Raw genomic sequence first — 13,795 nt, forward strand, 5'->3', positions numbered from 1 at the left:
CCATGTCCTTACAGACAGGCCCGGTAAATCTCCAGCACGTCGGCCGCGTCCAGAGGAACAACTCCCTCCTGCAGCGCCGGGGTGGCGGCCCGCTCGGCCATCTCCCCCAACTGCCCTCCAGAGACCCCCAACTCTCCCAGCCGCTCTGGCAGCCCCAGCACCTGTGTAAAAAAGCGCTGGGTCTCGTCGATGGCCCGGCGCGCCAGCTCCTCTTTCGGCAATTCCCTGTTCAGCCGCCAGACGTGAACGCCGTACTCGGCGAATTGTTCCAAGGTGGCCGCCCGCAGCACATAGCCCATCCAGGCCGGAGCCAAGACCGCCGAAACCGCCCCACACGGGGCGTCGAAGCGGTCGCAGAGTTGCCGCCCCATACTGTGTATCCCCCAGGGCAGCTTGCGGCCCCAGCCGGGCAGCTCGCTGACGGCCAACCCCAGGGCCCAGAGCAGGTCGCTGCAGTCCCTCTCCTCTCCCCGCAGGGCGCCGCCTGCACAGTGGATGCAGGTTTTGAGAATGCCCTCGGCCAGCTGCCTCTGCAGATAGGCGCCCTCTCCCGGGGCAAAATAGAGTTCCAGCCCCCGGCAGAAGAGGCCGGCGATCTCCTCTGCTACCTGGACCCGGTCGCCGGTATAGGCAAAAACCGGGTCCAGGGCCAGTATTCGGGGCAGCAGTTCGGGCGAGCCCACCGAGGCAAAACCCGGCAGCGCCCCCTCCCTGCCGGAGGAAGCCAGGGTAAAAATTGCAAAGATGGAAAGGGCTGGATCCCCGCCCTCAGCCCGCTTGCCAAAACGGCCCGCCGCGGCAATGGACTGGGCGCACAGCAGGGTGCGGGCCCCGCCCACAGCGAGGATGCCGTCGATTTGGTACCTTTGGCAGAAATCGATCCCTCTGGCCACCGGGTCGGGCCACTGCCCCACCCCTTCTGCCAGGTCCATCTCGGTCCAGTGAAAGCCATGGGCCCAGAGCGTTTCGTAGATCAGATCGTGCAGCTGACGGCCGATCACCTGCCCGTCGTAGAGCACCATCAACTTGTCCAGGTGTTCCCGCACCGCTCCAATGGCCCGGTCAAAAACCTGGGGGCCGCTGATGAACTCGGTGTTGACCCGGCCGCAAAACTGTATCATATCGCTTCCTCCTCTCACTGCGCGGCGCTCTTCTGCCGCCGTCTCTCCCCTTCTCCTATTGTAGCGGCCGGGGAGAGATTTGAAAAGAGGATGTAAAAAAATCCCAGAGCGCCCTTCTTTTACAACCGCTCTTCGCCCTTTCGCAGGCAAACAGCGGGGCGAAGGGGCTCTCTCCCCCGTCCCGCTGTCATTCTGTCGCCACAGCCATCCTCCCCGCACACTGGGAACAGGCTTTCTGCTCCTCCTCTCACCCCGCCAACAGCCAGCCCCCCAGGGCGCAGAGGGCCGCTCCCGCCGCCAGCCAGCGCAGCCGGTGAAATCGCTCGGGCAGCTGCAGGCAAGCCGCCCCCCACAGGCAGGCCGCCCCCAACCCGTACCAGACGCCCGGTCCCTCCAGGGGAATCACCAGCCAGTCCCACCGGGCCAGCAGATGGGCCGCCGCTGCCATGGCCCTGGCACAGAGCCCAGCCAAAACGGCAAAGGGGTAGCCCAGTGCCTGTCCCCAGGGGCCGGGCAGCAGCCCCAGCAGTCCACAGAGCGCGCCCCCCAACACCGTGGGCCCCGCCAGGGGCAGGCAGAGCAGGTTGCCGGCAAAGGCCAGCAAAGACAGCTCCCCAAATGAGAGGGCCAGCAGCGGCCCGGTGCAGCAGAGCACCACCCCGGTCTGGCAGATGCTGGTCGCCAACGGCCCCCGCTCCCCCACCGCCCGGCGCACCCGGGGCAGGGCCAGCACCAGCGCGCAGGTGGAGCCAAAGGAGAGCAGCAGCCGCAGGTCGGCCACTGCCAAGGGGTTTCCCAGGGTCAACACCAGGCCGCACACCCCCATGGCGGTGGGGCCGTCCACCGTCCGGCGGCAGAGAAAGGCCCCCGCCCCGTAGCAGCAGAGGACCACCGCCCGGCAGATAGAGGGGGAAAACCCCACCAGCGCCCCATAGACCAGGGCCAGGGCCGCCCCCGCCAGCACCGCCCCCCGCTTGGAGCCCCCCAGCATCCGCACCAGGCCCGCACCCATGGCCGCGCAGAGCCCCAGGTGCAGCCCTGAGAGAGCCAGCAGGTGAGCCACCCCCGCTGTCTGGAAATCCTCCCGCACCCCCTCTGAGAGGGCGGCGCGCTCCCCCCAGCTCATGGCCGCCACCAGCTCCCCCGCCTGGGAGGGAAGCTGCCGCTGCACCGAGGAGGCCAACCGCTTCCGCCAGCGCTCCAGCGCGGCGGCCGGACTCTCTCGATGCTCCAAAAAGAGGAGGTGCTCTTCGCTCAAGAGTTCGGCCGAAAGGTAGATTCCCCGGGGCGTCAGGTTGTCCCAGCCACCGGCAGGGCGGTCAGGGCGTGTAAACCGGGCGGTGCAGACCGCCCGGTCCCCCACCTGCAGATCCGCCGTCCCCCAGACCCCCACCTCTGCCAAAAAGGGAAAATCCGGCGCTCCCTCGGCGGTGGTGGACTCCACCCGGGCCACAAAACGGGTCACCCCGCCGGTCTGCCGGGGGGATTGGGTCACCTCCAACACCGTCTCCCCCAGCTGCCCGGCCAGCTGCCCGACCGGCTCCACCCGGGCGGCGCAGACCCAGGCGTTGGCGGCCACCGCTGCAGCGGCTGCCAGGCAGATGAGAACCGCCGGCAGCGCCCGCCGCCGCGCAGACAGGGCAAGCAGCAGCCCGGCCACTGTCAAACCCGCCGCCAGTACCCCCTTGCCCACCGGAGAGAGAGGCAGAAAATAAGCGACCTCCAGGGACAAAAACCAGCTAAAGCCAATCGTCCCCAGAGGTCGCTTCACCAACTGCTCCACCTCTTCAGTGGGCGGGCTGCATCCCGCCGCAGTCTGTCTTATTTTTCAAAAACGGGCAATTTATCCAAAAAGATGATGTCGTCGCGGTTGGCGGCATCGCCCTCGGCCAGCACGGTGGCCTTGCCGACGATGTTGCCGCCGGCCTCGTTGACCAGCACTTCCATGGCGCGAAGGGAGTCGCCGCCGCTGATGACGTCGTCCACAATCAGGATGCGCTTGCCCTTGAGCACGTCGGCGTCGGCCTTGTCCAGATAGAGGTCCTGCACCTTGGCGGTGGTGATGGACTTGACGCTCACGTGGATGGGGTCGGTCATGTAGAGCTTGGTCATCTTGCGGGCCGGGTAGTAATTCTTGCCGCTCTGGCGGGACATCTCGTAGGCCAGGGGGATGCCCTTCGCCTCGGCGGTGACGATGTAGTCGAATTCCGGCACGATCTTCAGCAGCTCTCTGGCGCAGGCGATGGTGATCTCCACGTCGGAGAACATGACAAAGGCCGCAATGGACAGGTGATCGTCCACCTTGCAGATGGGCAGCTGCCGCTTGCACCCAGCGATCTCGATCGGATAGAACTTTTCCATGCTAAACTCCCTTTACACCGCTTCGGCAGCCCTCCCCACAGGGGGTTCCCGCCGAAACTTTTTTGGGATCGGGTCTCTCCCGATCCCTCTTTTGGACCCTCTCTCACCCCTGCAAAGGGGAAAAAGGGAATGCCGACCGCCCCCAGGGGGAACAGCCGTCCTCGGCTATTATAGCACAACTTCCCCCACAATAAAGGGGAAATGCCCAAAAAGGGGCAAAAAATTTGCCCGGCCTAGTCCTGTTCTCCACCGCAGGCCTCGATCAGCAACCGGAAGACAGCCAGCATATCCGCCCGGGTGGCGGAGAGCATCTCCGGGTGAAACTGCAGCCCAAGGGCAAAGGAACCGCCCCGGCGCTCAATGGCTTCCACCACCCCGTCCTTGGCGGTGGCGGCGGTGAGAAACCCCTCGGCCACCCGGTCAATGGCCTGGTGGTGCAGCGAATTGACCTGTGCCGTCTCCCCCAAAATGGGGGCCAGCACCGATTGGCTGTCCACACTCACCGTATGGCTGGCCTGGGTGGGGTGGCTGGGCTGCAGGTGCTGCACAAAGGAAGAGGAGAGGCTGGGCAGGTCCTGGTGGAGGGTGCCGCCGCAGACCACATTGAGGATTTGGCAGCCCCGGCAGACGCCCAGGATGGGCAGTTGTGCCTGTAGGGCCAGCTTGCAGACATACATGTCAAACCGGTCGCGCCGGTCGGAGACGGCGGTGAGATTCTGGTGGGGCTCCTGGCCGTAGAGCAGGGGGTTCACGTCGTGCCCGCCGGTGAGCACCACCCCGTCGCAGAGTTCCAGCTGGGCCTGCACCACCGCCCGGTCGCCGGTGATGGGAAGCAGGATTGGCACGCCCCCCGCCCGCTGGACAGCGGCAATGTACTCCTCGTGTACATAGTCGCTGCTGCAGCCAAAGAACACCGGGTCGTCGTGCACGGTGGTGCCCGCGGTGATGCCAATCACTGGTTTTTTCATAGAATCACTACCTTTTACATATTGGCGCTTTGCCTGTGATTAGTATACCAAAGAATACAAAAAGCGGCCAGGCCCTGTGCTTATTTTCTGCACTTATATCAGTTTTTTCTCCTGTTCAGGTGCATTTTGCCAGACGGCCCCTCCCTCTCTATCTGTAAAGGCACATTCCTTTTCATCTCACCTCTTCCTCAGCCCACCGGCGGGGGCAGCGATCCCTTCTCCTAAAACAAGGCATTTGAAAGGGCCCCCTGGCCGACCGGCCTCTCTCAAAAAGCGTCTCCTCTCACCGATCCCCTTTCTCACAACCTCCCCCTCTGTCAAATGGAAAACGGCGGCCCGGTGTCAAGTGCACCAAGTCGCCGCTTCTCTTTTTTGCCCCATTTCCCTGCGGCCAGATCTATAAAGTCAACTCCCTTTACAGTCCTGGCAAGTCCTCCCAACTGGGCCGCTGGGGCGGCTTCTCGGCCTTGGCCGCGCCGTCCTCCCCCCTCTCTCCCCGGTGGCCGTAGAGCATCCCGCAGATCAGAGAGGTGGCGGGGATGGTCAACAAAATACCAAAACTGCCCACCAGCGCCTGCAAAATCTCCACCACGATCATCTCCCGGTTGAGGATGTAGAGCAGGGAGTCGTTGTAGGCAAAGAGGAGGAGCACCACCGAGAGGGAGCTGCCGATATAGGCCAGCACCAGGGTGTTGGCCATGGTGCCCAGAATGTCCCGCCCGATGGTGTAGCCCGAGCGCACCAGGCTGTGAAAACTCGACTGGGGCAGCTTGCGCTTGATCTCGTAGAGGGAGGCGGCGATGTCCACCGCCACGTCCATGATGGCCCCCACCGCGCCGATGATGATGGCCCCAAAGATGATGGCCTTCAAGTCCAGCGGCTTCTCCCCGTTGAGGTACATCAAAAACATCGAGTTCTCGTCCACCATACCCGTCAGGCGGATGACCTTGTCCATCCCAAAGGTCAGCAGCCCGGTGATCAGCACCCCCGCCGCGCAGCCCAGCCCGGCGGCCAGGCTCTTGCGGCCCGGCCCGTTGACGATGAGCAGGGTCATCACCACAATAAAAGCGCAGACCAGAATGGCCCAGAGGTAGACGTTTCGCCCCGAGAGGATGGCGGGTACAAAGACCGCGAAGATGGCGGCAATGGTGAAGCCCAGGGAGAGGATGGTGTTGACCCCCTTGGCCCGCCCAAAGGCAAAGAGCACCAGGCAGAACACCGCCCCCAGCCAGATCAGGGCGTCGCTGCGCACCCGCTCGGCCCAAATCCAGTCGGTGTCGGCCTGCTCGTCGGGGTTGTGGGTCAGCAGCACCTTGTCCCCCGCCTGCACCTGGTCGGGCTGCCCCCCCATGAGGGGATCGAGCTGCTGTTTGGCAAAGAGCACCTGCCCCTTGCGCGCCCCGGCGAGCACCTCCCCTTTGAAGTAGGTGCTGTCCTGGGTGGTCTGGGTGATCCCGTCGATCACCACCTGGCTGGGCACCCGGGCGGTGATCTCCACCACCCGCACCTTCACCGTCTCGGCGGTGGCTCCGTCCCCCTGCAGCGCCAGGTCCTCGGTGGCGATCTTGTTGCCGCCCCAGAGCAGCAGCACCGAGCAGAGCACCGTCAGCAGGTAGATCAGCTTCTGCTTCACGCGTCCGTCCTCCCTCTCTTTTGTCCGCCCGCCCTCCGGCGGGCAATATTGTAATAGTATACCGTCCTGCGGCTGTCCCCGTCAACCGCTAAGCGATGTCAAAACTCCCCGCCGGGCAGCAAAAAAGGGGGCCGCCGCCCCCTCTCGCACAGCCGCCGCTGGTGGCCGTGCTGTCCGCTACAACCCAGCTGCCTTCAGCGGCCTAGTCCTCCTCCCCCGCAGCCGCGGCGGCGCTGGTATCCAGCCAATCGCTGTCGGGACGGCAGAGGAGCCGGGCGTCGATATAGGCCTCCCGCAGGGGGAGGATGGTCTGCCCCTGGTAGTTGCCCGACTGGGTCAGTTCCACCACCAGCGCCAGGTCCACCCGGTCGTCCCGCAGCAGGGCCAGGGGGAGCATCAAACTCATGACATTGCGGGTGGGGAAGAAGCAGGGCAGGGCGGTTTTAAAGTTCCACCGCACCCGCTTCTTGGCCAGTTCCACCGCCTCGTCCACCCGGCTGCAGATGCGGCGAAAGTGCTTGTCGCCGCTGTCCAAAAAGGCCCGCAGCTGGTCGTAAAGGGCCTTTTGCTCCCCGGGGCGGCCCTCCCGCAGCCCGCAGAGCACCGGGCGCATCTCCCCGCTGTCGTAGAGCACCTCCTCCAAAAAGTCCAGGGGGAGGCGGTTGACGTTGTCCACAATGATGTGGTGGCGGTCGAGGATCAGCTCCCGATCCAGGTCGTAGAGCAGGTCCTCCTTGCGGCGAAAGTAGCTGGCCGCCTGGGGCAGGGGGTTAAAGCTGTCCACCAGCCGCTTGCCCGCCCCCCGCGACCCGGCGGTGCAGAAACAGTCAAAGGCCCAGGGGGTCTTTTCCGCCTGGGCGTTGGGGAGGAAGCAGGCGTATATCTCCTCGTAGGTGCGGTCCACCAGCCCGGTGTTGAAGGCCGCGAACTCCCGCCGCCCCTCCCTCTCGAGGATGCAGACCTTTCCCTCCTGCTTGAGGCGGTAGAAGGTGTACTTGATGTAGCGCACCAAAATGGAGTAGTCGTCGGCATTGTCCCGCGAAAAGCTCCAGCGCTCGGGCAGGGCCATCTGGGCCAGGGCGCGCAGGAACTCGGTCATGTTCCCCAGGTAGGCAAACTTGCCCAACTCGTCCCCGGGGCGGCTTTTCTCCCGGTCGTAGCCCACCCAGTTGACATACCAGCCGTAACTGCCGCCGGGGCTGGCCTCTTTGAAGGAGGCAAACACCCCCTCGCCGGTGGTCCCGGTGAGGGTGGTGTCAAAAAACCAGGCGTCCCCCCGGTGCTCGATCCGGTCGCCCTGGTAGGCTGTCCGGTATCCCTCCATCAGCTGGCTAGTCTGCTGGTGGCCCAAATAGCCGCCCCGCAGGCCGGTGAGCAGGTAGTTGGCATTCTGCACCGCCGCCTTGGTGAGGAAGATGTTCCCCTCCATCCCCTCGGGCAGAGGGCGCTCTCCCCCGCCGCCCAGGGGCCTCTCTTCGGGGGCGTCCACAGGCTCCGGCCCGGCAGGGGGTGCCGGCAGGTCCTGTTCCCCCTCCCCCTCGTATCGGGGGCAGGGGCGCAGCACCACCTCCACCACCGGCGGGCTGAACTCCTCCCGAATGAGCAATTGAGCAAACTCCCCCAGCTGCTCAAAGGCACTTTTCATCTTGTACACCCCTAAGCTGGCCTTGGTGTACCCGGCGGCAATCAACTCGCTGCTGGCCTGGGCCAGGGGGATGGGCTCCCCAAAGGGGTACAGCCCCGTCAACAGCCGGTAGATCTCCCCCCGCACCTCCTCCGAGAGGGCGGCCGCCTCAGGCTGCAGCTCAGCGCCGATGTGGTATTTCAGGTAACAGGGCCGATCCCAGGCCGGGTTGCTGTTTTTCACCAGCAAAATCTCCACCCCGCTGTCCAGGGAGAAGGCAAGACTCTCCCCCTCTCGCCGCAGGGAGCCCTCTGTTTTAGCAATCTCGTAGGCCGCGCAGAGCCGCTCAAAAAGGGGCTCCTCCTCCGCCTGCAGCCGTTTTGCCAGAAAGCGCACCATCTCCCGGTCGATCAGTCTTTCCAGTGGGCAGTCCTCCCACCGCATCTCCTCGCCGTCCATCCATCTGCTCCTTTGCCGCAAAATTGGCCGCCCCCGGCGGCGCTCAAACCGACTTTATTGTACCATCATCCGCCGGCAGTGACAAGGCGCAGCCCGTCCATCGAGGTGCGGAGCGCGGGGCATTTTTCGGGCAGTTCTTCGCCCAACACGCACCCAAAACCTCCTCTCTTCACATTCAGATAACTGCCTATTCCCCCTTCTCACGCAAATGGGATACGCCCTTTTCCCACGCCGCGCCAGCAGGTGTGCGCACTGCCACTTCTGTCCAGACAATTTATATCACCACCGCTGTCCGCAATCGATCGATTCCCCCCTCCGCCAGCTGCAAAAAGAGGGGCGCGCCGCCCGCAGGCAGCGCGCCCCCTCTCCATTCTCCCTCACAGCGAGAGGAAGTAGCGGTAAAAAACCAAATCCCCGGTGAGTTCCGGGTGAAAGGCGGTGGCCAGCAGCCGCCCCTGGCGGGCCGCCGCGATCTGCCCCCGCACCCGGCAGAGCACCCGGGCCCGCGGCCCCACCCGCTCGATCCAGGGGGCGCGGATAAAGACCAGCGGCCGCTCCTCGGGTCCCACCTCGGCGATCGCCTGGCGGGCGGTAAAGCTGTCCAGCTGGCTGCCAAAGGCGTTTCGCCGCACGGCGATGTCCATCGCCCCCAGGTGGGGGGTCTCCCCCACCACCTCGCCGGCCAGGAGGATGGCCCCGGCGCAGGTGCCCCAGGCGGGCATCCCCTCCTCCAGCCGCCGCTGCAGCGGCTCCCAGAGGCCGGCGCGGCGCAGCAGCCGGCTCTGGGCGGTGCTCTCCCCGCCGGGCAAAATCAGCGCCTCCGCCCGCGCCAGGTCGGCTGGGGTCTTCACCGGCAGGGGGCGCACCCCCTCCAGCCGCCCCAGGCAGGCCAGGTGCTCGGCAAAGGAGCCCTGTAGGGCCAGCACCCCGACGGGTCTCTCTCCCCCCGCCATCCTACCAGCCCCTGTTCTCCATCCGCTGGCTCTCGGGAATCTGGGAGATCTCCACACCGCGGATGGCCTCCCCCAGATCGCGGGACACCTCGGCAATGATCTTGGGGTCGTCAAAATAGGTGGTGGCGGTGACGATGGCCTTGGCCCGCCGCGCCGGGTTCTCCGAGCGGAAGATGCCCGAGCCCACGAACACCCCTTCGCTGCCCAGCACCATCATCAAAGCCGCGTCGGCCGGGGTCGCCACCCCGCCGGCGGCAAAGTTGACCACCGGCAGCCGCCCCTCTTCGGCCACCTGGCAAACCAGTTCGTAGGGCGCGCCGATCTCCTTGGCAAAGCTCATCCGCTCCTCTCTCGGCAGGGAGCACAGCCGGGCGATCTCCTCGCTCATGCAGCGCTGGTGGCGCACCGCCTCGACGATGTTGCCGGTGCCCGCCTCCCCCTTGGTGCGGATCATGGCCGCCCCCTCGCCGATGCGGCGCAGGGCCTCCCCCAGGTTGCGGGCGCCGCAGACAAAGGGCACGTCAAAGGCCCGTTTGTCCAGGTGGAAGCGGTCGTCCGCCGGGGTGAGCACCTCGCTCTCGTCGATGAAGTCGATCTTCATGGCCTCCAGCACCCGGGCCTCCACAATGTGGCCGATGCGGGCCTTGGCCATCACCGGGATGGAGACGGCCGCCTGAATCTCGGCGATCATCTTGGGGTCGCTCATCCGGGCCACGCCCCCCTCCCGGCGGATGTCCGAGGGCACCCGCTCCAGGGCCATCACCGCCACCGCGCCCGCCTCCTGGGCGATCTCCGCCTCCCGGGGGTTGGTCACGTCCATGATCACCCCGCCCTTGAGCATCTGGGCCAGGTTTCGGTTCATCTGTTCGCGCTCTGTCATCTCACGCTCTCCTCTCGTGCCCCCAAAGCGGGGGTTGCATTTGGTATGGGGCCATTGTACAATCATACTGTTCCCTTGAAAATGTACAATTTTATTATTTTTAGTGAGGACAGTTGAGATGGAGAGTTTTGTTTTCGCGGTGGACCGCGCCAAGCCAGAGCCCCTCTACGCCCAGCTCGCCGGGGCGGTGCGGCGGGCGGTGGCGGCGGGGCGGCTCCCCGCCGGGGCGCAGCTGCCCTCGATTCGCGCCCTCAGCGCCAGCTTGGAAGTCAGCAAGACCACGGTGGAGAGCGCCTACGCCCAGCTCCTGGCCGAGGGCTATATCGCCAGCCGCCCGGGCAGCGGCTACACCGTCTCCCCCCTGGGGGAAAGGCCTCCCCTTCCCCCGTCCGGCGTCACCGGGCCCGCCGCCGCGCCTGTTTCCCCCGTGCGCTACGACTTTGCCGCCAGCGCGGTGGACGCCTCCCTCTTTGACCGCCGCCTCTGGAAGCGCTACCTGGGCCGGGCGCTGGAGACCCAGGCCGCCATGACCAGCTACGGCGACAGCCAGGGGGAACCCGCCCTCCGCCAGGCCCTCTGCGCCTACACCCGCCGCTCCCGCGGGGCCGTCTGCACCCCCGAGAGCCTGGTGGTAGGGGCCGGGGTGCAGAGCCTGCTGCAAATTTTTTGCACCCTGCTGGGGCGGGATGGGCGGCCCATCGGGGTGGAGCACCCCGGCTTTTTGCAGGCCGAACAGGTCTTTTTCGACCACGGCTTCCCCGCCGAGCCCTTCTCCCTGGAAAAACTCCTTGCCCGCCGGGAGAGCCCCTATCCCGCCATCTACCTAAACCCCTCCTCCCCCTACCGGGGCCGTCCCCTCTCCGCCGGGGAGAAACTCCGCCTCCTGTCCTGGTGCCAAAAAACCGGCACCTACCTGTTGGAGGACGACTACAACGGCGAATTCCGCTACGCCAAACAGCCGGTGCCCGCCCTGCAGGGGTTGGCCGAAAACGACCGGGTGGTCTACCTGGGCTCCTTCTCCCGGCTGCTGCTCCCCTCCATCCGCATCAGCTACATGGCCCTTCCCCAGCCCCTGTTGGCGCGCTACCTCCCCCTTAAAGGGCGCTACAACCCCAGCTGCTCCACCCTGGAACAGCTGGCCCTGGCGGGGCTGATCGCCGACGGGCACCTGGCCCGCCAGATCGGGCGGATGCGCCGCCTCTACGCCGAAAAGAGCCGGCTGCTGCGCCAGTCTCTCGCCGCCGCCTTCGGCCCCCTCTGCCGGCCCGGCAGCTTTGCCAGCGCCCTCCAGCTCACCGCCCGGCTGGAGCTGGGGGAGAACGCCGCCTCCCTCTGCCGCCGGGCCCTGGCCGCCGGGGTCAAACTGCGCCCGGTACCCCCCCTGACCCCGGGGGAGCGCCCCCAGGTGCTCTTCTCCATCTCCGCCATCCCCCGGGAGGAGATCGCCCCGGCGGTGGAGACCCTGCGGGCCTGTTGGCTGCCCTGATCGGTCCCCTTTTTCCCCCTCTCTCATAGGATGGGGGCAGCCATAGGAGAGAGGAGGCGTGCACATGCCGCAACAAGAGCTGTTTCAGGACATCACCCCCCAGGCGGCCCAGGCCCTGCTGCAGGCCCACCCCGAGGCGGTGATCCTCGACGTGCGGGGCCCGCAGGAGTACCGCTGCCGGCACATTCCAGGGGCGCTCAACCTGCCCCTGGAAAAACTGGTGGAGCGGGCCCCCGCCCTGTTGCCCGACAAAGGCGCCCTGCTGCTGGTCTACTGCCAAATCGGGGTGCGCAGCCTGCGGGCCAGCGCCCTGTTGGCCGGTCTGGGCTACCGCCGGGTCTACCACTTCGGCGGGATCGAGCGCTGGCCTTACGATACCGTGTCCGGCAATTAGGGCCCGCCGCAAACCGCACGCAGCAACCTCCCCCGGGCAGGCGGCTGATTTTCGCCTGCCCGGGGGAGGTTCTTTTCACCCATCGCACACGCCGCCAACGCCTTTGGGCGCACCCCACGCCACCGCAGGCGTTCGCCCTGCCTGGGCCCCGGCACAGCGGGCTGTCTCCCCTTCTCCCCACACCCGCCCGATGAAAAAACAGGGAGGGCCCACAAGGCGTCGGTTCCCCGCACCGCCCGCGGCAGACAAACAGAGGGCAGGGCGAGCCCCTCCTTCCCCCTACGCCCTTCCCGCTTCGCCGGCAGATCATCCGGCCGCATCCCCTTTCCGGCCGGTGGCCTCCTCCCTCTCTCGGTCCCGACAAAAAGAGCCAGCCCCTGCGGGGCTGGCTCTCATCTGTTTTTCTTTCGACCGGCTACCGCGCCTTGGAGGCCCGCTCAAAGAGGTCGGTCACCTCTCTGCCCGGCGCCTTGTCGCAGAGGGAGACGATCAGCACAAGCGCCAGGGCCAGGAAGAACCCGGGGATCAGCGAGTAGAGGCCGGTGGCCTTGCAGACCGGCAGGTTCTCCCACAACAGCACCACCGCGCCGCCCGAGACCATCCCGGCGATGGCGCCCTTGAGGGTCATCCGCTTCCAGAAGAGGGAGAGCAGGATCACCGGCCCAAAGGCCGCGCCGAACCCAGCCCAGGCGTAGGAGACCAGCCCCATCACCGAACTGGTGGGGTCCAGCGCCAGCAGGTAGGCCAGCACCGACACGGCGATGACCGCCCCCCGGCTGACCCACATCAGTTCCTTGTCGCTGGCCTGGGGGCGCAGCAGGGGCCTGTAAAAGTCGTTGGAGACCGCCGAGGCGGTGACCAGCAGCTGGCTGTCGGCGGTGCTCATCACCGCCGCGAGGATGGCCGAGAGCAGCACCCCCGCCAGCAGCCCCGGGGCCAGCCGGCCCACCATCTGCATGAAGATGACCTCGGCCGCCGCGCTGTCGGCGTAGACGATCCCCTCCTGGGTCAGGTAGACATACCCCACCATGCCGATGACCACCGCAGCCGTCAGGGAGATCACCACCCAGATCATGGCGATGAGGCGGGAGCGCTTGATGAGGGAGCGGCTCTTGATGGCCATGAAGCGGGTGAGGATGTGGGGCATCCCGAAGTAGCCCAGCCCCCAGGCCAGACTGGAGATGATGGCCGTGAAGGAGAGGGCCCCCTGGGGGCTGTTGAAGAAGCTGGTGAAACTCCCCCCGGCGATGGACGTCAGGGTGGAGAGGGAGAAGTCGGGCACGTTGAGCACCGCCAGCACCGGCACCAGCACAATGGCGCAGAACATGAGGACGCCCTGAATCAAGTCGGTCCAGCAGACGGCCAAAAATCCCCCCAGGAAGGTGTAGGCGATGATGATGAGCGCGCCGATGGTGAGGGCTGCCACATAGCTGTCCATCCCCAGCACGTACATGAAGAGCTTGGCCCCGGCGTTAAAGGCCGACGCGGTGTAGACCAAAAAGAAGATGAAGATGATGACCGCACAGCACAGCCGCAGCACCTTGGACTTTGACATGAAGCGGTTTTCCAGGTACTCAGGGATGGTGATGGCGTCGCCCGAGAGCTCGGTAAAGCTGCGCAGCCGCCCGGCCACCACCTTCCAGTTGAGGTAGGTGCCCAGCCCTAGGCCGATGGCGATCCAAGAGGCCGAGAGCCCTGAGATGTAGGCCGCCGCGGGCAGCCCCATGAGCAGCCACCCGCTCATGTCCGAAGCCTGGGCGCTGATGGCGGTGACCCAACTGCCCAGGCCCCGCCCGCCCAAAAAGTAGTCCGACAGGTTGTTTGACTTGTTGAAAAAGAACACCCCGATCCCCACCATCAACAACAGGTAGAGAACGAAGGTGATCAGTGTGGTGACACTGACTTCCACAGAAAAA

General features: G+C 65.9%; 11 protein-coding genes. 2 read left to right on the forward strand and 9 right to left on the reverse strand.

Translation table 11 applies throughout. The features are described 5' to 3' along the window. Nucleotides 1-8 precede the first annotated feature (8 nt). From HJY11_RS01525 to pdxS, 8 genes are all read right to left on the reverse strand, one after another. The gene (locus HJY11_RS01525) at nucleotides 9-1,121 is read right to left on the reverse strand and encodes an iron-containing alcohol dehydrogenase (RefSeq protein ID WP_208074308.1); all 1,113 of its coding nucleotides are present in this window, start codon (nucleotides 1,119-1,121) and stop codon (nucleotides 9-11) included. Between the two features lie 247 nt (nucleotides 1,122-1,368). Continuing rightward, the gene (locus HJY11_RS01530; RefSeq protein WP_368041526.1) at nucleotides 1,369-2,892 is read right to left on the reverse strand and encodes a ComEC/Rec2 family competence protein; all 1,524 of its coding nucleotides are present in this window, start codon (nucleotides 2,890-2,892) and stop codon (nucleotides 1,369-1,371) included. Between the two features lie 50 nt (nucleotides 2,893-2,942). Beyond that, nucleotides 2,943-3,482, reverse strand: a complete 540-nt coding sequence (locus HJY11_RS01535) for a phosphoribosyltransferase family protein (RefSeq protein WP_021659837.1) — start codon at nucleotides 3,480-3,482, stop codon at nucleotides 2,943-2,945. Between the two features lie 233 nt (nucleotides 3,483-3,715). Beyond that, entirely contained in the window at nucleotides 3,716-4,450 is a 735-nt protein-coding gene (locus HJY11_RS01540) for a gamma-glutamyl-gamma-aminobutyrate hydrolase family protein (RefSeq protein ID WP_208074310.1), read from the reverse strand. Between the two features lie 415 nt (nucleotides 4,451-4,865). Then, the gene (locus tag HJY11_RS01545; RefSeq protein ID WP_208074311.1) at nucleotides 4,866-6,083 is read right to left on the reverse strand and encodes a YibE/F family protein; all 1,218 of its coding nucleotides are present in this window, start codon (nucleotides 6,081-6,083) and stop codon (nucleotides 4,866-4,868) included. A 202-nt stretch (nucleotides 6,084-6,285) separates the two neighbouring features. Further along, entirely contained in the window at nucleotides 6,286-8,166 is a 1,881-nt protein-coding gene (locus HJY11_RS01550) for a DUF3825 domain-containing protein (RefSeq protein WP_208074312.1), read from the reverse strand. Nucleotides 8,167-8,543: 377 nt separating this feature from the next. Further along, complete coding sequence (pdxT, locus tag HJY11_RS01555; protein WP_208074313.1) at nucleotides 8,544-9,119, reverse strand: pyridoxal 5'-phosphate synthase glutaminase subunit PdxT; 576 nt, start codon at nucleotides 9,117-9,119, stop codon at nucleotides 8,544-8,546. Between the two features lies 1 nt (nucleotide 9,120). Continuing rightward, on the reverse strand, nucleotides 9,121-9,999 hold the full coding sequence (gene pdxS, locus HJY11_RS01560; RefSeq protein ID WP_208074314.1) for a pyridoxal 5'-phosphate synthase lyase subunit PdxS: 879 nt from the start codon (nucleotides 9,997-9,999) through the stop codon (nucleotides 9,121-9,123). A 118-nt stretch (nucleotides 10,000-10,117) separates the two neighbouring features. Here pdxS and HJY11_RS01565 point away from each other — a divergent pair, with 118 nt between their 5' ends. Beyond that, nucleotides 10,118-11,485, forward strand: coding sequence for a PLP-dependent aminotransferase family protein (locus HJY11_RS01565; protein WP_208074315.1), 1,368 nt, complete (start codon nucleotides 10,118-10,120; stop codon nucleotides 11,483-11,485). A 64-nt stretch (nucleotides 11,486-11,549) separates the two neighbouring features. Beyond that, entirely contained in the window at nucleotides 11,550-11,879 is a 330-nt protein-coding gene (locus tag HJY11_RS01570; RefSeq protein WP_208074316.1) for a rhodanese-like domain-containing protein, read from the forward strand. 415 nt (nucleotides 11,880-12,294) lie between these two features. Here the strand turns inward: HJY11_RS01570 and putP are convergent, their stop codons facing one another. Next, on the reverse strand, nucleotides 12,295-13,737 hold the full coding sequence (putP, locus tag HJY11_RS01575) for a sodium/proline symporter PutP (protein ID WP_243764128.1): 1,443 nt from the start codon (nucleotides 13,735-13,737) through the stop codon (nucleotides 12,295-12,297). Nucleotides 13,738-13,795 lie beyond the last annotated feature (58 nt).

Source organism: Bittarella massiliensis (ex Durand et al. 2017) (assembly GCF_017566145.1).
GTDB classification, from domain to species: Bacteria; Bacillota; Clostridia; order Oscillospirales; family Ruminococcaceae; genus Bittarella; species Bittarella massiliensis_A.

What these genes read in the sequence shown, in the direction of transcription:
- HJY11_RS01535 (WP_021659837.1), bottom strand. Translation starts at nt 3,482, where the DNA reads ATGGAAAAGTTCTATCCGATCGAGATCGCTGGGTGCAAGCGGCAGCTG.
- HJY11_RS01550 (WP_208074312.1), bottom strand. Translation starts at nt 8,166, where the DNA reads ATGGACGGCGAGGAGATGCGGTGGGAGGACTGCCCACTGGAAAGACTG.
- putP (WP_243764128.1), bottom strand. Translation starts at nt 13,737, where the DNA reads ATGGTGGGGATCGGGGTGTTCTTTTTCAACAAGTCAAACAACCTGTCG.
- pdxT (WP_208074313.1), bottom strand. Translation starts at nt 9,119, where the DNA reads ATGGCGGGGGGAGAGAGACCCGTCGGGGTGCTGGCCCTACAGGGCTCC.
- HJY11_RS01540 (WP_208074310.1), bottom strand. Translation starts at nt 4,450, where the DNA reads ATGAAAAAACCAGTGATTGGCATCACCGCGGGCACCACCGTGCACGAC.
- HJY11_RS01525 (WP_208074308.1), bottom strand. Translation starts at nt 1,121, where the DNA reads ATGATACAGTTTTGCGGCCGGGTCAACACCGAGTTCATCAGCGGCCCC.
- HJY11_RS01565 (WP_208074315.1), top strand. Translation starts at nt 10,118, where the DNA reads ATGGAGAGTTTTGTTTTCGCGGTGGACCGCGCCAAGCCAGAGCCCCTC.
- HJY11_RS01570 (WP_208074316.1), top strand. Translation starts at nt 11,550, where the DNA reads ATGCCGCAACAAGAGCTGTTTCAGGACATCACCCCCCAGGCGGCCCAG.
- pdxS (WP_208074314.1), bottom strand. Translation starts at nt 9,999, where the DNA reads ATGACAGAGCGCGAACAGATGAACCGAAACCTGGCCCAGATGCTCAAG.